Genomic DNA, 19,410 nt, shown 5'->3' with positions numbered 1-19,410 from the left:
TTTGATTGACGCTCTCTATCCATTTGTCGACTCGATTACTAAATAGCGATTTGGCTCTACACCTTCAGAATACGTTTCAATATCTAATCGATTTGTTAAAGCGTGGTGGATAATTTTTCGTTCATATGATGGCATTGGCTCTAACATCACTTGCTTGCCAGTGCGAACTGCTTTGTCTGCCATACGCTCTGCTAATTGCTCTAAAGCAATGCGACGACGCTCACGATAATCCTCAACATCAAGCTTAACGAGCATAAAAGATTTTGCACTTTTGTTTAACACAAGCTGTGTTAATTGCTGTAAAGCGTTTAATGTTTGTCCACGTTTTCCTATTAAAAGTGCAGCCTTCTCGCTTTCTAACTTAAATGTTGTATACTTGCCTTCTGTTTCGTACTCTATCTGTAAATCGTTAATTCCCATACTCTCAGCTACACTTTCAATATAAGCTTTCGCCTCTTGTATAGGGTCTACATTTAGTTGCCCTTCTGCTGGTTGAATCAGCTCTTCATTCACGTCATCAGTTTGAACTTGTTCCCCGAAAACTTCCTCTACTAGCGTCTCCACTAGCAGTTCTTGAACTTGTACTTCTTCTACAGCTACTTGATCAACTTCTTCTTTCATTGTTACACGCACCTCAGCAGGACGTGCACCAAAGCCTAAAAATCCTTTTTTACCTTCTTGTAAAACTTCAACATCTACTTGTTCGCGGGTTTTGCCAAGCTGTTGTAACGCTAATGAGATCGCTTCTTGTACCGTTGCGCCTATTTGCGTAATTTGCTTCACTTTTTCGCTCCTCCTGTAGTAGCTTCTTGTTTATTTTTATTCCAAGGCTTATAAATCACAAGGTTTTGAGACACAGAGAAAATGTTCCCGATTACCCAATATAATGATAGTGCCGCTGGTAAAAACATACCAAAGCCCATAATCATTACTGGCATAATGTACATCATCATTTTCATTTGCGGGTTGTCAATTGCAGGACCTGTCATTAATACGACAAACTGGAATAACCCTGCAATAATTGCTAATACCACGCTAGGTTCAGCTAATGGGAAAATTAGAAATGTACCTAAATCAATTGTCGGTGTTGCATTCATACGGCTAATCGCATGGTAGAAACCGATTAAAATTGGCATTTGAATTAACACAGGTAAGCAGCCCATTAAAGGATTTGCACCTGATGATTGCATTAATGCCATCATTTCTTGCTGATATTGCTGCTGTGTTGCCGCATCTTTAGAGCTGTACTTTTGTTGTAGCTCCTTTAGCTTCGGCTGTAATTCTTGCATCTTTTTAGAGCTTTTAATTTGCTTGATTGTCAATGGTAAAATAGCAGTTCGAATAATAATCGTTACAACGATAATACCTAAGCCATATGTACCAAGCAATTCTGCAAAATATTGAATAACTGAAACTAACGGCCAAACAATGAACTCATTCCAAAAGCCTTTACTTTCAGCTGAGATCGGTTGGTTAAATTCTGAACAACCTGATAGCAATAATGTAGTAGCAACCAGTGTCAGAACGATCCAAAGTCTTTTTTTCAACTTTCTTCCCCCTAGATGAATTCCTCTATTTATTCATTTGTGTTTGAAGATATTCTATCATGTGAAGGCATTTGCACTCCACTATTTTGTAGTGTCATTTCGATTACTTCAATACTTTCGCAATTTTTAAGACATGCTGCAAACTTTTTTTTGTTTCATGAAAATTTAAAATGGCCGCCTGATGCCGGGCGATAATAACATAATCCATATCCTGCCTAACTTCATCCTTTAATTCAAGAAATGTTTGACGGATATAGCGCTTTATTTGGTTACGTGTTACGGCTTTTCCTACTTTTTTGCTCACTGATAAGCCTATACGAAACTCCTCTTGTGCCTCTTTTGTCAAGCAGTAAACGACAAATTGGCGATTTGCAAAGGATCTTCCTTTCTTAAACACCTTTTGAAAGTCTTCATTTTTTTTAATTCTTTGGCGTTTATTCATTCCTTCACCATCTCCATCTACTCATTTCATCAATTATATAGAAAAAAAAGACCACTGATGTGGCTCAGTGGACTTATGCTGATAATACTTTTCTTCCTTTACGACGACGAGCAGCTAATACTTTACGACCGTTTTTCGTGCTCATACGTGCGCGGAAACCGTGTACTTTGCTGTGCTTACGTTTTTTTGGTTGATATGTGCGTTTCATTATATTACACCTCCTATAAGAATGAGAGTTTGCTATTTATCTATTTCGACATACAGACTTGGATATTATATATATAAACCGTACTATTTGTCAATCCTTTAATGAGAAAAGCGCTAAAGAAGCTGTTTAGCTCTGACAGACATTGGAGTGCACAAGTGCAAAAATAAACGCTTCACCACTTCTCAAAATAAATGAGCAGCGCATGTTTAACCTAGACGCTGTTTAAAAACCAAAAACTTATACTTCTTATTTTTTAAATATGTCCTCTTTTATTTCTCTCTTAGTTATCCACAAGATAAGCAGCTTTAGCAAAAATAACTATGTGCATAATTTTTTTCACTTTCAAAATTATCCACATACGTTATTGACAGCTTTTTCACAAACTAATAGCATGTGGACAACTGCTTTGTGAACAGTTTGCACTATGTGGATAAGTTTGTTAGAGTATTGTAATTGCTCGCTTTTTTTGATACGATAAATGTGTTTTCTTTTGTGGACGATTTTCTTGGGAAATATTTTATCCACAGTTGTTGATAATCTGTGGACAATATTATACATAGGCTTAGGATATCATTTATCCACAGGCTGTGATTATGTGTATGTCTATTTCATATTTACGTAAATGAAATAAAAAAATAGAGGTATTATCTTTAATTCAGCAAAATAATTAGTTACCGGCTGAACAAAAAGCATTCATCTTAAAATAGAGCAGGAAAGTGAATGCCACTTTAAATAAAATTAAATTTCGAACGAAAGGACGAGTCCGCTTGGAGCATTTAGAAGAATTATGGAATAATGTCCTTGCTCAAGTAGAACGAAAGATTGCAAAGCCAAGCTTCGATACATGGCTAAAACCTACGAAAATTTTAACTTTTGATGGCTCGACGATAACAATTGCTGCGCCAAATACTTTTGCAAGTGAATGGCTAGAAAAGCATTATATGCATCTTTTAACAGGTAGTTTAAACGAATTAGTAGGACAAGATTTAGTCATTAAATTTGAAGTTCAAAATGAGCAGGATGAGGATGATTTTGAGCTACCAGCACCTAGAATTAATGGGCATAATCAAGATCACCAAGAAATTTCACCCGGAATGTTAAATCCAAAATACACATTCGATACATTCGTTATTGGCTCTGGTAACCGCTTTGCACATGCTGCCTCGCTTGCAGTCGCAGAAGCACCAGCGAAAGCATACAACCCATTTTTCATCTATGGAGGCGTAGGGCTTGGCAAAACACATTTAATGCATGCAATTGGTCACTATGTGTTAGAGCATAACCCTTCGGCAAAGGTTGTATACTTATCATCTGAAAAATTCACAAATGAATTTATTAACTCCATTCGCGATAATAAAGCCATTGATTTTCGCAATAAATATCGAAATGTAGATGTTTTATTAATCGACGATATTCAGTTTTTAGCTGGAAAAGAGTCTACACAAGAGGAATTCTTCCATACATTTAACACATTACATGAGGAATCAAAGCAAATTGTGATTTCGAGTGACAGGCCGCCTAAGGAAATTCCAACACTGGAAGATCGCTTACGCTCGCGTTTTGAATGGGGCTTAATTACCGATATTGCACCACCTGATTTAGAAACAAGAATTGCAATTTTACGCAAAAAAGCGAAGGCTGATCATTTGGATATTCCTAATGAGGTAATGCTTTATATTGCCAATCAAATTGATTCCAATATTCGTGAATTAGAGGGCGCTTTAATTCGTGTTGTAGCCTACTCCTCTCTTGTTAAAGAGGATGTAACACCAGAGCTTGCAGCAGCCGCATTAAAAGATATTATTCCAAATGCGAAGCCACGCATGATTTCAATTTTAGATATTCAAAATGCAGTTGGAGAGCATTTTAATATTCGCTTGGAGGACTTTTCTGCTAAAAAGCGTACAAAATCAATTGCGTTTCCAAGACAAGTTGCCATGTATTTATCGCGTGAACTGACCGACTTCTCACTGCCGAAAATTGGTGAGGAATTTGGTGGAAGAGACCATACAACCGTTATTCATGCACACGAAAAAATTTCAAATCAGCTTAAAAATGATCAAGGACTTCAACAAGATATTAAACAAATTCGTAGCATGCTAGGCAAGTAAGCCTTCTTTTTTGTTCAGCATGGATGTGGATAACTTATTAATTTCCGTACAAATTTATACACAGTCTATCTACATGTGGATAGACTGATTTTACTTGTTAAAAGGCACTTATCCACAAATCCACAGCGCCTATTACTATATCTATTTATTCTTTTATTATTTTAATAATATTATATATGGGGGTACGACATGAAATTTGATATTATGCGTGACCGGCTTTTAGCAGGATTAAATGATGTCATGAAAGCAGTTAGTTCAAAAACAACGATTCCAATTTTAACTGGTATTAAAATTGACGTAACACACGAAGGTTTACATTTAACAGGCAGTGATGCAGATATTACAATCCAAACATTTATTCCGGTTGAAGAAGATGGAGAACAATTAATAAATGTTAGTACAACGGGCTCAATCGTTTTACAAGCGCGTATGTTTAACGAAATTGTAAGAAAGCTTCCTACAAATGATGTAGAAATTGAAGTATCAGCAGGCTTTGCAACAAATATTCGCTCAGGTAAATCTGAATTCCATTTAATTGGCCTAGATGCTTCAGAATATCCATTGCTACCTGAAGTCGCTGAAGACCGCCAGTTCTCAATGCCTGCAGATTTATTAAAATCTGTTATACGTGAAACAGTATTTGCTGTTGCAACGTCTGAAAGCAGGCCTGTGTTGACAGGTGTAAACTGGAGAATACTAGAAAATGAATTAATATGCGTCGCAACGGATAGTCATCGTTTAGCACGTCGCAAAATTCAGCTTGAGCAATTACCTGCTGAAATTAATAGTGTTGTTATTCCTGGAAAAAGCTTAAATGAATTAAACAAAATTTTAGAAGATTCAACAGACCCTGTACAAATTGCATTAACAAATTATCATGTATTATTTAAAACGGAGGATGTATTATTCTTCTCTCGTTTATTAGAAGGCAACTACCCTGATACATCACGTTTAATTCCAGAGGACTATAAAACAAATGTAACGATTAATGGGAAGGCGTTACTACAAGCGATTGACCGTGCATCCTTATTAGCACGTGAAGACCGCAATAATGTTGTACGTTTTGAAACATTAGAAAATAATACAGTAGAAATTTCCTCAAACTCACCAGAAATCGGGAAAGTAGAGGAACAAATTACGGTAGAAAACCTTGAGGGCGAGTCACTTAAAATTTCCTTCAGTGCTAAATATATGATGGAAGCACTACGAGCAATCGATGGACAAGATGTAGTGATTCAATTTACTGGTACGATGCGCCCGTTTATTTTACGTTCAATACATGACGACGCCATTTTACAGCTTATTTTACCGGTTCGTACTTACTAGTTTTTTTCGAAAAAGCTGTCTGAAAAGCATGCTGCTGCATGTCTTTCCAGACAGCTTTTCATGTTTAAATGAATTTTTCTGTCAAATTTGAATGTAGTTAAAGTCTTTCGCAAATGGCATATTTTTTAAAACGAGGCTTGCATAATGTAGGTCAGTTAACCGTTGTTACAGGACGTGACGATTTTAGGTTAACTAACTTGAAGAAATCTGGATACAATTACGCTTCTGCGTAATTGATAAGAAATACAAGTGTTTTAATTTGCTATTCATCTAGAAAAATTTGCTTCACTTACGCACAAGCCGATTTTTTGGTATGATAGAAAGATAGATTTCGTTTAGCGGAGGATGACAATCGTGCAAGATATTTTTATTGATACAGAGTTTGTAACGTTAGGGCAAGTGTTAAAAATGACGGATGCAATTAGCTCCGGTGGAATGGCAAAATGGTTTTTAAGTGAGCACGTTGTTTATGTCAATGGCGAGGTCGATGATCGTCGCGGGCGCAAATTACGTAACGGTGATGTAATCAATATCCCAGGCGTCGGTCGCTTCCGTATTGTGGAGAACGGTGCAAGTGAATGAATATTGAGCAATTAAAGCTGATAAATTATCGAAATTATGAGTCGTTAACGCTGGATTTTTCTCCTAAAATCAATGTTTTTATCGGGGAGAATGCACAGGGTAAAACAAATGTGATGGAATCCATCTATGTTTTGGCTATGGCTAAGTCCCACCGTACATCGAATGATAAAGAATTGATACGCTGGGATGCAGACTATGGTAAAATAGAAGGTGTTGTGCAAAAGCGTTATGGCGGTTTTCCTATTGAGCTGACAATCTCAAAAAAAGGCAAAAAGGGAAAAATAAATCATCTTGAACAAACACGTCTTAGCGATTACATCGGGCAAATGAATGTCGTGATGTTTGCACCAGAGGATTTATATGTTGTCAAAGGAAGCCCTCAACTACGGCGACGCTTTATTGATATGGAAATTGGGCAAATATCTCCTGTTTATTTACATGATTTATTAACATTCCAAAAAATACTAAAGCAACGTAACCATATTTTGAAAAGCAATCAAGGTCGCCATACATTAAACGATGTCATGTTTGATGTTTATACAGAGCAGTACATACAGGCTGCTGTTCAAATTATTCGCAAAAGATTTCAATTCATGGAGCTTTTACAGGCATGGGCTGAACCAATACATGCCGGTATTTCGCGTGGCTTGGAAAAGCTAGTTATAAAATATCGACCAATTTCAGGGCTAGTGGCAGATCAAAGTGCTGAGCAAATGGCTGCTCATTTAGAGCAAAAGCTTTTAGAGGCACGAAAAAGGGAGCTAGAGCGCGGTGTTACATTAGTAGGACCACATCGTGATGATTTGCAGTTTTTTGTCAATGACTATGATGTTCAAACATATGGTTCGCAAGGGCAACAGCGCACGACAGCTTTATCTTTAAAGCTTGCTGAAATTGAATTAATTAAACAAGAAACGAAAGAAACACCCATCTTATTGTTAGATGATGTGTTATCAGAGCTAGATGATTATAGACAATCACATTTATTAAATACAATTCAAGGTGAGGTTCAAACATTTGTTACAACGACAAGTGTTGAAGGAATTCATCATGAAACGATTGAACAGGCCAGTTTGTTCCATGTGAAACAAGGGTCTATTGTAAAATAGCAAGACCTTTAGGGAATAATGGTTGTACACAGTGTGAAGAAAGAGTGGGTGAACATAGTGTCTTTAGAAGAAAAAGACGTTCAGCAGCAGACATATGATGCTGACCAAATACAAGTATTAGAGGGCTTGGAAGCAGTTCGTAAACGCCCTGGTATGTATATCGGTTCTACAAGTTCAAAGGGGCTACATCATTTAGTATGGGAAATCGTTGATAATAGTATTGACGAGGCGCTTGCTGGTTTTTGTACGGATATTACAGTAGCAATTGAGAAGGATAACTGGATTCGCGTAGAAGATAATGGCCGTGGTATTCCTGTAAGCATTCAGGAGAAAATGGGTTTACCAGCTGTTGAAGTTATTATGACTGTGCTACATGCTGGAGGGAAATTTGGCGGTGGCGGTTATAAAGTATCAGGTGGTCTACACGGTGTAGGTGCTTCTGTTGTGAACGCATTATCTATTGAAACTGAGGTTTATGTAAAGCGTGACGGTCATATACACAGCATTAAATTTTCTCGTGGACGTACTGTGCAGCCACTAACGGTTGTCGGTGATACGACTGAAACAGGAACAATGACACGCTTCAAGGCGGACGCCGATATTTTTACTGAAACGACTGTTTATGAATTTGATATTTTAGCTACACGTGTGCGTGAATTAGCGTACTTAAATCGTGGAATTCGTTTAACAATTGCGGATGAGCGTGAGGATGAAGTACGTTCAACTACATATCACTATGAAGGTGGTATACGCTCATATGTTGAGCATCTAAATGCCAATAAAGAGCCACTTCATGAGCCGATTGATGTACATGGAGAAAAGGACGGAATTGCCGTTGAAATTGCTATGCAATATAATGCAGGCTTCTCTTCTACGATTATGTCGTTCGCCAATAATATTAATACGTATGAGGGCGGTACACATGAATCCGGCTTTAAAATGGCTTTGACGCGAGTTATTAATGATTATGCACGTAAAAACGGTCTACTAAAAGAGGCTGACACTAATTTAACAGGTGAGGATGTGAGAGAAGGTTTAACGGCCATCGTATCTATTAAGCACCCAGATCCTCAGTTTGAAGGACAAACGAAAACAAAATTAGGTAACTCAGAAGTAAGCCAAATTACGAATGCTTTATTCTCAGATGGTTTTGAGCGCTTTATGCTAGAAAATCCAACTGTTGCACGTCAAATTGTTGAAAAAGGCTTAATGGCAGCTCGTGCTCGTGTTGCAGCGAAGAAAGCCCGTGAATTTACACGTCGTAAATCAGCTTTAGAAGTATCCAGCTTGCCCGGGAAACTGGCAGACTGTTCTTCTACAAATCCTGCTGAATGTGAAATTTATATCGTTGAGGGTGATTCTGCTGGTGGTTCAGCGAAAAGTGGTCGCGACCGTCATTTCCAAGCGATATTGCCTTTGCGCGGGAAAATTTTAAACGTAGAAAAAGCACGCTTGGACCGAATTCTTTCGAACGCTGAAATTCGCGCAATGATTACTGCCTTTGGTACAGGAATCGGAGAAGAATTTAATTTAGAAAAAGCGCGTTATCATAAAATTATTATTATGACAGATGCCGATGTTGATGGCGCACATATCCGTGTACTGTTATTAACATTTTTCTTCCGCTTTATGCGCCCGCTGATTGAGGCTGGTTATGTCTATGCAGCTAAGCCACCACTATATCAGGTGAAGCAAGGGAAGCATGTAGAGTATTGCTATTCAGATGCAGAGCTAGAAGAAATTTTAAATCGATTATCAAGTGTACCAAAACCAAACGTACAGCGTTATAAAGGTTTAGGTGAAATGAATGCGGAGCAATTATGGGAAACGACAATGGACCCAGAGCATCGTACATTAATTCGTGTTGAATTGGATGATGCGATTGAGGCGGATCGAATTTTTGATCAATTGATGGGTGATGACGTTGAACCACGCCGTCATTTCATTGAAGAAAATGCTGTTTATGCAGATTTAGATATTTAATCGTTTGGAAGGGAGGTCTATATTTTGTCTGAGATCGAACATGGGAATATTCAAGGAAGAAATATTACGACTGAAATTAAAACATCATTTTTAAGCTATGCTATGAGTGTTATCGTGGCACGTGCTTTACCTGACGTACGAGATGGTTTAAAGCCGGTGCATCGCCGAATTTTATATGGGATGCAAGAGCTAGGAAATACGTCAGATAAGCCATATAAGAAAAGTGCCCGTATCGTAGGGGATGTAATGGGTAAATATCACCCACATGGAGACTCATCTATTTACGATGCAATGGTTCGTATGGCACAGGACTTCAGCTATCGCTACATGCTGGTGGATGGGCATGGAAACTTCGGCTCAGTTGATGGTGATGGTGCAGCAGCGATGCGATATACGGAATCGCGTATGTCAAAAATTGCAATGGAAATGCTACGTGATATTAATAAAGACACAATTGATTATGATCCAAACTATGATGGTAGTGAGCAAGAGCCAAGGGTATTACCATCTCGCTATCCAAACTTACTTGTCAATGGTGCTTCTGGTATCGCTGTAGGTATGGCGACAAACATCCCACCACATCAGCTTGGTGAAACGATTGATGCAGTGCTTGCTTTGTCTGAAAACCCAGCTATTACGACAGAAGAGCTAATGGAGATTATACCAGGACCGGACTTTCCAACAGGGGGTTTAATTATTGGTCGCTCTGGTATTCGCCGTGCTTATGAAACAGGTAGAGGCTCAATTATTATTCGGGCTAAAGTAGAAATTGAGCAAAGTAGCAATGGCAAGGAAACAATTTTAATTCATGAGCTACCATATCAAGTAAATAAAGCGAAGCTCATTGAAAAAATCGCCGAGCTTGTACGCGATAAAAAAATCGATGGTATTACGAATTTACGTGACGAATCAGACCGTCGTGGTATGCGTGTTGTTATTGAAGTACGTCGTGATGCAAATGCCAATGTCGTTCTGAACAATTTATATAAACAAACAGCTATGCAATCCAGCTTTGGTGTAAATATGCTTGCGTTAGTAGATGGACAACCGAAAATTTTAAGTTTAAAAGAAGCGTTACACCATTATTTAGAGCATCAAAAAGTAGTAATTACACGTCGTACAAAATTTGAGTTACGCAAGGCAGAAGAGCGTGCGCATATTTTAGAAGGTTTACGTATTGCACTTGATCATATTGATGAAATTATTTCGATTATTCGCGGCTCTCGTAGCGGTGATGAGGCGAAGCCAGTATTAATGGAGCGCTTTACATTGAGTGAGCGACAAGCGCAAGCAATTCTTGATATGCGTCTTGTTCGTTTAAGCGGCTTAGAGCGTGAAAAAATTGAAGCGGAATATCAGGAGCTACAAAGATTAATCGCTGATTTAAAAGCAATTTTAGCAGATGAAGCAAAAGTGCTTGAGATTATTCGTAAGGAAATGCTTGAAATTAAGGAGCGTTATAATGATATACGCCGTACAGAAATTACTGCTGGCGGTTTAGAAATGATTGAGGACGAGGATTTAATTCCGCGTGAAAACTCGGTATTAACATTAACGCATAATGGTTATATTAAGCGTTTAGCTGCGAATACATATCGTTCACAAAAACGAGGTGGTCGTGGCGTGCAAGGTATGGGCACAAATGAGGACGATTTTGTAGAGCATTTATTATTTACATCGACTCATGATACGATTTTATTTTTCACATCTAAAGGGAAAGTGTTCCGAGCGAAAGGCTATGAAATACCTGAATTCGGTCGTACAGCAAAAGGTTTACCGATTGTAAACTTATTAAACATCGAAAAAGATGAGAAAGTAACAGCGATGATTCGCGTAGAATCTTTTGACGAGGATGCGTACTTTATCTTTACAACGAAAACAGGTATTACAAAACGTACACCAGTATCGCAATTTTCCAATATACGGACAAACGGCTTAATTGCGATTAGCTTACGTGAGGATGATGATTTAATTTCTGTCCGTTTAACAGATGGACAGAAGCAAATTATTATTGGAACACAGGACGGTATGCTAGTCCGGTTCAAAGAAGAAGATATTCGCTCAATGGGACGTTCGGCTGCCGGAGTCCGAGGAATTAAACTGCGTGAAGGTGACTATGTAGTCGGTATGGAAATTATCGAACAAGGTCAGGAAATTTTAGTTGTTACAGAAAAAGGCTATGGAAAACGTACGCCTGAGCACGAATACCGTTTACAAAGTCGTGGTGGTGTTGGTTTAAAAACAATGCAAATTACTGAGAAAAACGGTAAGATGTGTGCGGTAAAAGCAGTTGATGGTACTGAGGATATTATGCTCATTACAATTAACGGAATGCTTATTCGAATGGACGTACAGGATATCTCCATTATCGGCCGTAGCACGCAAGGTGTCCGCTTAATTCGTTTAGCGGAAGAAGAATATGTGGCAACTGTAGCGAAGGTTGAAAAAGACAATGCAGATGAAGTGACAGATGATGAGGACGATGAAAATCTAGAGTAAAAGAAAAAATCTTTTACACGGAGCTATAGAAAAGCAGAGGAATATTTGCTTTTCTATAGCTCCTTTCTTTTATAAATACTACTATATTTATACAAATTGTTACGATACAATGGAAGAAAAGTACGTACACAAAGGTGGTTTTTAAATTGGAGGCTACTCACATAAATGTTAAGGAAATAAAGGTTGGACAGACTATAGCAGACCATATATTTGCAAATACACAATATCCTATTATTTATAAAGATACGAAAATCACTTATGAGCATATACATTTACTAAATGTCTTTAATATTAAAGCTATTCCAATTTATCAGCAGTTGGCAGGAAGTAATAAAACGGTAGATGTTGTTGAAAGTAAGCCTGTTCAGCATATTGAGCAAGCTGTTTCATTCGAAAAATCCTATGCTAGTGCAATCCAACAATTCAAAAAGGAATTTTTCAATTGGGAATCTGGCGCAAAAATTGATATGACAAAAATACGTGGGATGGCTATTCCGCTAATCGAACAAGTACTTGAAAATCGCTCTTATATATTTGATTTAAACAGCTATTCAAACCCGCAAGACTATTTATACCATCATTGTATAGCAACAGGATTAATTTCCTCTATTATGGCGCAGAAGCTTGGCTATGAAAAAGGTATTTGTATCCAAATGGCAATTGCCGGTGCATTGGCAGACTCTGGAATGGCAAAAATTCCTGCAAAAATCCGTGACAAGACGAGTAAGTTAACTGCACAAGAGTTTGCTGAAATACGGCAACACCCTGTTCATAGCTATGTAATGGTAAAAGATTTAGCAGCATTAAAAAGTGAAATGAAGAAAGCCATATTCCAACACCATGAACGATTAAATGGCAGTGGGTATCCAAAAGGAATAAAAAGTGAGGACATTTTAATTTTCTCTCAAATTATTGCTGTAGCAGACGTTTATCATGCTATGACAAGCGAACGACTATACAGTGAACAAAAAGCAACTTTCCAAGTAATAGAGATGATTAAGGAGTCGGAGTTTGGAAAGTTTGATATTAAAGTTGTGAATGCTTTAATCGCTATTGTCGCTGATTTGCCAATCGGCACTAAAGTCGAGCTATCAAATAAAGAGCGGGCAGAAGTTATGTTTATTAATAAATATGCACCAACAAGACCGCTAGTGAAAATAACGAGAACTGGCGAAATTATCGATTTAGCAACAGTGCGTTCCTTCTATATATCACGAGTTATTACAAAGAGTGATGATTAATTGCTCATTAATAAAGCTGAAGGATGGGAAAGTAGGAGAGCCCCTATAGCCTCATTCGTTTTATTTTTATTTAGATTCAGCAAAGGATTCGTCTGAAAAGTCATTTTGAGGCGGATCCTTTGTACCGAAAATGAAGCAGCAGAAAAAAACGCCTATTTTTAAATACTTCATTCAATATTTAAGGCATATAAATACTCACTAATTTTAAATAAAAATTATTTTTAAAAAGTATTGACCTTAGATTAGATATCTGATAATATTTAAAAAGTCGCTATGATGTATGAGCAATATTTTCAAGAAAAAGTTTTTTTAGAAAAGTAGTTGACTTAAAAAACATAGCGTGCTATTATATAAAAGTTGCGTCTGACAGATGCAACAATAACATGAACCTTGAAAACTGAACAAGCAAGACGTGAATGAATAAAGTTTCATTGAATAGATGAAACACAATTTTGGACATCGAATGAAGATGCCAGCAAATGTTTTAATGTATCGAAAGCGAAGCGACAGATACAAATTTGAGCTTACTCAAATTCTTTTTATGGAGAGTTTGATCCTGGCTCAGGACGAACGCTGGCGGCGTGCCTAATACATGCAAGTCGAGCGAGTGTTACTTTGGTGCTTGCACCGAAGTAACGCTAGCGGCGGACGGGTGAGTAACACGTGGGCAACCTGCCCTGTAGATGGGGATAACTCCGGGAAACCGGGGCTAATACCGAATGATACTTTGAGACACATGTTTTAAAGTTGAAAGATGGTTCTGCTATCGCTACAGGATGGGCCCGCGGCGCATTAGCTAGTTGGTGAGGTAATGGCTCACCAAGGCAACGATGCGTAGCCGACCTGAGAGGGTGATCGGCCACACTGGGACTGAGACACGGCCCAGACTCCTACGGGAGGCAGCAGTAGGGAATCTTCCACAATGGGCGAAAGCCTGATGGAGCAACGCCGCGTGAGTGAAGAAGGTTTTCGGATCGTAAAACTCTGTTGTAAGGGAAGAACAAGTGCCGTAGTAACTGGCGGCACCTTGACGGTACCTTATTAGAAAGCCACGGCTAACTACGTGCCAGCAGCCGCGGTAATACGTAGGTGGCAAGCGTTGTCCGGAATTATTGGGCGTAAAGCGCGCGCAGGCGGTTTTTTAAGTCTGATGTGAAAGCCCCCGGCTCAACCGGGGAAGGTCATTGGAAACTGGGGAACTTGAGTGCAGAAGAGGAAAGTGGAATTCCAAGTGTAGCGGTGAAATGCGTAGAGATTTGGAGGAACACCAGTGGCGAAGGCGACTTTCTGGTCTGTAACTGACGCTGAGGCGCGAAAGCGTGGGGAGCAAACAGGATTAGATACCCTGGTAGTCCACGCCGTAAACGATGAGTGCTAAGTGTTAGGGGGTTTCCGCCCCTTAGTGCTGCAGCTAACGCATTAAGCACTCCGCCTGGGGAGTACGGTCGCAAGACTGAAACTCAAAGGAATTGACGGGGGCCCGCACAAGCGGTGGAGCATGTGGTTTAATTCGAAGCAACGCGAAGAACCTTACCAGGTCTTGACATCCCGTTGCCCACTATGGAGACATGGTTTTCCCTTCGGGGACAACGGTGACAGGTGGTGCATGGTTGTCGTCAGCTCGTGTCGTGAGATGTTGGGTTAAGTCCCGCAACGAGCGCAACCCTTGATCTTAGTTGCCATCATTCAGTTGGGCACTCTAAGGTGACTGCCGGTGACAAACCGGAGGAAGGTGGGGATGACGTCAAATCATCATGCCCCTTATGACCTGGGCTACACACGTGCTACAATGGACGGTACAACCGGTTGCCAACCCGCGAGGGGGAGCTAATCCGATAAAACCGTTCTCAGTTCGGATTGTAGGCTGCAACTCGCCTACATGAAGCCGGAATCGCTAGTAATCGCGGATCAGCATGCCGCGGTGAATACGTTCCCGGGCCTTGTACACACCGCCCGTCACACCACGAGAGTTTGTAACACCCGAAGTCGGTGAGGTAACCTTTTGGAGCCAGCCGCCGAAGGTGGGATAGATGATTGGGGTGAAGTCGTAACAAGGTAGCCGTATCGGAAGGTGCGGCTGGATCACCTCCTTTCTAAGGATATTTTCGGAATATCTCCTACGGAGATAACATTCACGGATTGCTGTTCAGTTTTGAAGGTTCATCAATGGATGAATACTTCTTATTGTGCTCCTGCGGTTACTCGTCGCAAATACGCGAGGAAGCAAATACAGGTAGCCTATTTGTTCTTTGAAAACTGGATAAAACGACATTGAAAGTAACAAGTTTTAAATAGATCAAGTAATTGATCGTGTAAGTTCTTAAATCTTATTTCTTTTATGAGATAAGTTGTAACTAACAAACTTGCTTGAAAATACAATACGTATTGAAAGCTGAAGGTTAAGTTATTAAGGGCGCACGGTGGATGCCTTGGCACTAGGAGTCGATGAAGGACGGCACTAACACCGATATGCCTCGGGGAGCTGTAAGTAAGCTTTGATCCGGGGATTTCCGAATGGGGAAACCCACTATGTTTAATAGCATAGTATCCATACGTGAATTCATAGCGTATGGAAGACAGACGCAGGGAACTGAAACATCTAAGTACCTGCAGGAAGAGAAAGAAAATTCGATTCCCTGAGTAGCGGCGAGCGAAACGGGAAAAGCCCAAACCAAAGAGCTTGCTCTTTGGGGTTGTAGGACACTCTATACGGAGTTACAAAGGAATGAAGTAGATGAAGCGACTTGGAAAGGTCCGCCAGAGCAGGTAAAAGCCCTGTAGTCGAAAGTTCATTCCCTCCAGAGTGGATCCTGAGTACGGCGGAACACGTGAAATTCCGTCGGAATCCGGGAGGACCATCTCCCAAGGCTAAATACTCCCTAGTGACCGATAGTGAACCAGTACCGTGAGGGAAAGGTGAAAAGCACCCCGGGAGGGGAGTGAAAGAGAACCTGAAACCGTGTGCCTACAAGTAGTTAGAGCCCGTTAATGGGTGATAGCGTGCCTTTTGTAGAATGAACCGGCGAGTTACGATAACGTGCAAGGTTAAGCTGAGAAAGCGGAGCCGCAGCGAAAGCGAGTCTGAATAGGGCGAAGGAGTACGTTGTCGTAGACCCGAAACCAGGTGATCTACCCATGGCCAGGGTGAAGGTAAGGTAACACTTACTGGAGGCCCGAACCCACGTACGTTGAAAAGTGCGGGGATGAGCTGTGGGTAGCGGAGAAATTCCAATCGAACCTGGAGATAGCTGGTTCTCTCCGAAATAGCTTTAGGGCTAGCCTCGTGATTGAGAATACCGGAGGTAGAGCACTGTTTGGACTAGGGGGGCATCTCGCTTTACCGAATTCAGACAAACTCCGAATGCCGGATATTTATACACGGGAGTCAGACTGCGAGTGATAAGATCCGTAGTCAAGAGGGAAACAGCCCAGACCACCAGCTAAGGTCCCAAAGTAATCGTTAAGTGGAAAAGGATGTGGCGTTGCTTAGACAACCAGGATGTTGGCTTAGAAGCAGCCATCATTTAAAGAGTGCGTAATAGCTCACTGGTCGAGTGACACTGCGCCGAAAATGTATCGGGGCTAAACGATTCACCGAAGCTGTGGATTGACATCTACGATGTCAGTGGTAGGAGAGCGTTCTAAGTGCGTTGAAGTCAGACCGGAAGGACTGGTGGAGCGCTTAGAAGTGAGAATGCCGGTATGAGTAGCGAAAGATAGGTGAGAATCCTGTCCACCGTATGACTAAGGTTTCCTGAGGAAGGCTCGTCCGCTCAGGGTTAGTCGGGACCTAAGCCGAGGCCGATAGGCGTAGGCGATGGATAACAGGTTGATATTCCTGTACTACCTCCCCACCGTTTGAGCAATGGGGGGACGCAGGAGGGTAGGGTAAGCAGAGCGTTGGTTGTCTCTGTTCAAGCAGTAAGGCGTGTGTGTAGGCAAATCCGCACACTCTAACGCCAAGCTGTGATGACGAGTCCGTATGGACGAAGTTCCTGATCTCACACTGCCAAGAAAAGCCTCTAGCGAGGTGGGAGGTACCCGTACCGCAAACCGACACAGGTAGTCGAGGAGAGAATCCTAAGGTGTGCGAGAGAACTCTCGTTAAGGAACTCGGCAAAATGACCCCGTAACTTCGGGAGAAGGGGTGCTCTTGAGCGTGCAAGCGCATGAGAGCCGCAGTGAATAGGCCCAGGCGACTGTTTAGCAAAAACACAGGTCTCTGCAAAACCGTAAGGTGACGTATAGGGGCTGACGCCTGCCCGGTGCTGGAAGGTTAAGAGGAGTGGTTAGCGCAAGCGAAGCTATGAATTGAAGCCCCAGTAAACGGCGGCCGTAACTATAACGGTCCTAAGGTAGCGAAATTCCTTGTCGGGTAAGTTCCGACCCGCACGAAAGGCGTAACGATCTGGGCACTGTCTCAACGAGAGACTCGGTGAAATTATAGTACCTGTGAAGATGCAGGTTACCCGCGACAGGACGGAAAGACCCCGTGGAGCTTTACTGTAGCTTGATATTGAATTTTGGTACAACTTGTACAGGATAGGTAGGAGCCAGAGATCTCGGAGCGCCAGCTTCGAAGGAGGCGTCGGTGGGATACTACCCTGGTTGTATTGAAATTCTAACCCGTGCCCCTTAGCGGGGTAGGAGACAGTGTCAGGCGGACAGTTTGACTGGGGCGGTCGCCTCCTAAAAGGTAACGGAGGCGCCCAAAGGTTCCCTCAGAATGGTTGGAAATCATTCGTAGAGTGTAAAGGCACAAGGGAGCTTGACTGCGAGACCTACAAGTCGAGCAGGGTCGAAAGACGGGCTTAGTGATCCGGTGGTTCCGCATGGAAGGGCCATCGCTCAACGGATAAAAGCTACCCCGGGGATAACAGGCTTATCTCCCCCAAGAGTCCACATCGACGGGGAGGTTTGGCACCTCGATGTCGGCTCATCGCATCCTGGGGCTGTAGTCGGTCCCAAGGGTTGGGCTGTTCGCCCATTAAAGCGGTACGCGAGCTGGGTTCAGAACGTCGTGAGACAGTTCGGTCCCTATCCGTCGTGGGCGTAGGAAATTTGAGAGGAGCTGTCCTTAGTACGAGAGGACCGGGATGGACATACCGCTGGTGTACCAGTTGTCGTGCCAACGGCATCGCTGGGTAGCTATGTATGGACGGGATAAGTGCTGAAAGCATCTAAGCATGAAGCCCCCCTCAAGATGAGATTTCCCATTACGCAAGTAAGTAAGATCCCTCAAAGACGATGAGGTAGATAGGTTCGAGGTGGAAGTGTGGCGACACATGGAGCTGACGAATACTAATCGATCGAGGACTTAACCACAATTAAAACTTGTTTCAATGTTCGTTTATCCAGTTTTGAAAGAACAAACTCTTTCAAGGAACGTCTACTAAAAGCACCACATCCTGTGGTAACGTAGACGCCAGCACATCCATGTGCAAGTGAAGTAATGATGGCAAAGAGGTCACACCCGTTCCCATACCGAACACGGAAGTTAAGCTCTTTAGCGCCGATGGTAGTTGGGGGCTTCCCCCTGTGAGAGTAGGACATTGCTTCGCAATCAAAACCACTGAGGAATCAGTGGTTTTTTATATGGAAAAGAAGCCCCCAACTACCAAAGACCGAAGGTCAGCTCGGCGCGTAATCGGAGGCAAACAATTGCAAACACTTTTAATCGAATACAAGCTGAAGCAGTGCAGAAGAGCAAGGAGTCCGAGGCGCCAAGGAGTGCGGAGCGGAATGTGCATGGCACATGAGCACCGCAAGCGTCGCGGGCAACGAAGGAATCCGCCGCTTAGCTGTACTGCGTTGAAGTGCCGATGGTAGTTGGGGGCATCCCCTGTGAGAGTAGGACATTGCTTTGTAGCAAGATAGTTGTCTAAAAAGAGATTCCATATCACATGTGTAAAAAAACATGAACATGGAATAAAACTCAGAAAACGTGGAATAAACTCAAAAAAACGTGGAATAAACGTCGATAAACATGGAATAACTAGCCCCGTCAGATACATATTGTAAATAAATATAAATTATCTACTGTCATTTTTTTATTAAGAAAGGCTCGTTGAAAATATGGCAAGAAAAGTTTTAGCATTTTACTTTCATTTAGGGGAACTGCTGCTTTATCAGACCTCTAGTTAGGCAAATCTCTATCATTAACTCCTAAAATGCCGGGAACTGTACGGCTTTTCGAACGTTATTTTTAGCCACTTACTGATAGAACTCGAAAAGTTATTGATAGAAATAACTTTGTTGAATCCTGCCTCTTTTAGTTTATTAGGTATCACCTTCGATTTCTATCAAGTAGACCCTCTTAAAATATGTCAGTACGCGTTTGAGACCCTCCATGAAAGCAAGAC

At 41.3% G+C, this 19,410-nt stretch carries 11 protein-coding genes and 3 rRNA genes; 10 read left to right on the top strand and 4 right to left on the bottom strand.

Features of this window, described 5'->3' with window-relative positions; translation table 11 throughout:
* Window positions 1–15: 15 nt before the first annotated feature.
* From jag to rpmH, 4 genes are all read right to left on the bottom strand, one after another.
* On the bottom strand, window positions 16–783 hold the full coding sequence (gene jag, locus MHH70_RS11410; RefSeq protein WP_342471537.1) for an RNA-binding cell elongation regulator Jag/EloR: 768 nt from the start codon (window positions 781–783) through the stop codon (window positions 16–18).
* On the bottom strand, window positions 780–1,547 hold the full coding sequence (gene yidC, locus MHH70_RS11405; RefSeq protein ID WP_066168502.1) for a membrane protein insertase YidC: 768 nt from the start codon (window positions 1,545–1,547) through the stop codon (window positions 780–782). The genes jag and yidC overlap by 4 nt, the downstream gene beginning before the upstream one ends.
* A gap of 103 nt (window positions 1,548–1,650) precedes the next feature.
* Window positions 1,651–1,989, bottom strand: a complete 339-nt coding sequence (rnpA, locus tag MHH70_RS11400; RefSeq protein ID WP_066168499.1) for a ribonuclease P protein component — start codon at window positions 1,987–1,989, stop codon at window positions 1,651–1,653.
* Between the two features lie 73 nt (window positions 1,990–2,062).
* Window positions 2,063–2,197 carry a 50S ribosomal protein L34 gene (gene rpmH / locus MHH70_RS11395; RefSeq protein WP_004233310.1) on the bottom strand — a complete coding sequence of 45 codons (135 nt, stop codon included), beginning with the start codon at window positions 2,195–2,197 and terminating at the stop codon, window positions 2,063–2,065.
* Window positions 2,198–2,964: 767 nt separating this feature from the next.
* Here rpmH and dnaA point away from each other — a divergent pair.
* The 10 genes from dnaA (at window position 2,965) to rrf (ending at window position 18,609) form a co-directional block, all read left to right on the top strand.
* A complete protein-coding gene (dnaA, locus tag MHH70_RS11390; RefSeq protein ID WP_066168495.1) occupies window positions 2,965–4,308 on the top strand; it encodes a chromosomal replication initiator protein DnaA in 1,344 nt (447 codons plus the stop codon).
* A gap of 189 nt (window positions 4,309–4,497) precedes the next feature.
* Window positions 4,498–5,634 carry a DNA polymerase III subunit beta gene (gene dnaN, locus MHH70_RS11385; RefSeq protein ID WP_066168493.1) on the top strand — a complete coding sequence of 379 codons (1,137 nt, stop codon included), beginning with the start codon at window positions 4,498–4,500 and terminating at the stop codon, window positions 5,632–5,634.
* Window positions 5,635–5,988: 354 nt separating this feature from the next.
* Window positions 5,989–6,216: a S4 domain-containing protein YaaA gene (gene yaaA / locus MHH70_RS11380; protein WP_066168491.1), complete on the top strand. Its 228-nt coding sequence runs from the start codon at window positions 5,989–5,991 to the stop codon at window positions 6,214–6,216.
* Window positions 6,213–7,325: a DNA replication/repair protein RecF gene (recF, locus tag MHH70_RS11375; protein WP_107943573.1), complete on the top strand. Its 1,113-nt coding sequence runs from the start codon at window positions 6,213–6,215 to the stop codon at window positions 7,323–7,325. Before yaaA ends, recF begins: the two co-directional genes overlap by 4 nt.
* 57 nt (window positions 7,326–7,382) lie before the next feature.
* The gene (gyrB, locus tag MHH70_RS11370) at window positions 7,383–9,308 is read left to right on the top strand and encodes a DNA topoisomerase (ATP-hydrolyzing) subunit B (protein ID WP_235616090.1); all 1,926 of its coding nucleotides are present in this window, start codon (window positions 7,383–7,385) and stop codon (window positions 9,306–9,308) included.
* Window positions 9,309–9,332: 24 nt separating this feature from the next.
* Entirely contained in the window at window positions 9,333–11,807 is a 2,475-nt protein-coding gene (gyrA, locus tag MHH70_RS11365; RefSeq protein ID WP_107943575.1) for a DNA gyrase subunit A, read from the top strand.
* Window positions 11,808–11,953: 146 nt separating this feature from the next.
* Window positions 11,954–13,048 carry an HD-GYP domain-containing protein gene (locus MHH70_RS11360; RefSeq protein ID WP_066168480.1) on the top strand — a complete coding sequence of 365 codons (1,095 nt, stop codon included), beginning with the start codon at window positions 11,954–11,956 and terminating at the stop codon, window positions 13,046–13,048.
* Between the two features lie 538 nt (window positions 13,049–13,586).
* Window positions 13,587–15,141 (top strand): 16S ribosomal RNA (locus tag MHH70_RS11355).
* 304 nt (window positions 15,142–15,445) lie between these two features.
* A 23S ribosomal RNA gene (locus tag MHH70_RS11350) occupies window positions 15,446–18,373 on the top strand.
* Window positions 18,374–18,493: 120 nt separating this feature from the next.
* Window positions 18,494–18,609 (top strand): 5S ribosomal RNA (gene rrf, locus MHH70_RS11345).
* The 16S, 23S and 5S rRNA genes sit together here, the layout of an rRNA operon.
* Window positions 18,610–19,410 lie beyond the last annotated feature (801 nt).

Source organism: Metasolibacillus sp. FSL H7-0170 (assembly GCF_038593115.1).
Taxonomy (GTDB): domain Bacteria; phylum Bacillota; class Bacilli; order Bacillales_A; family Planococcaceae; genus Metasolibacillus; species Metasolibacillus fluoroglycofenilyticus.
Note: the sequence above shows the minus strand (reverse complement) of the source record. Positions and strands in the feature narration are given on the sequence as shown.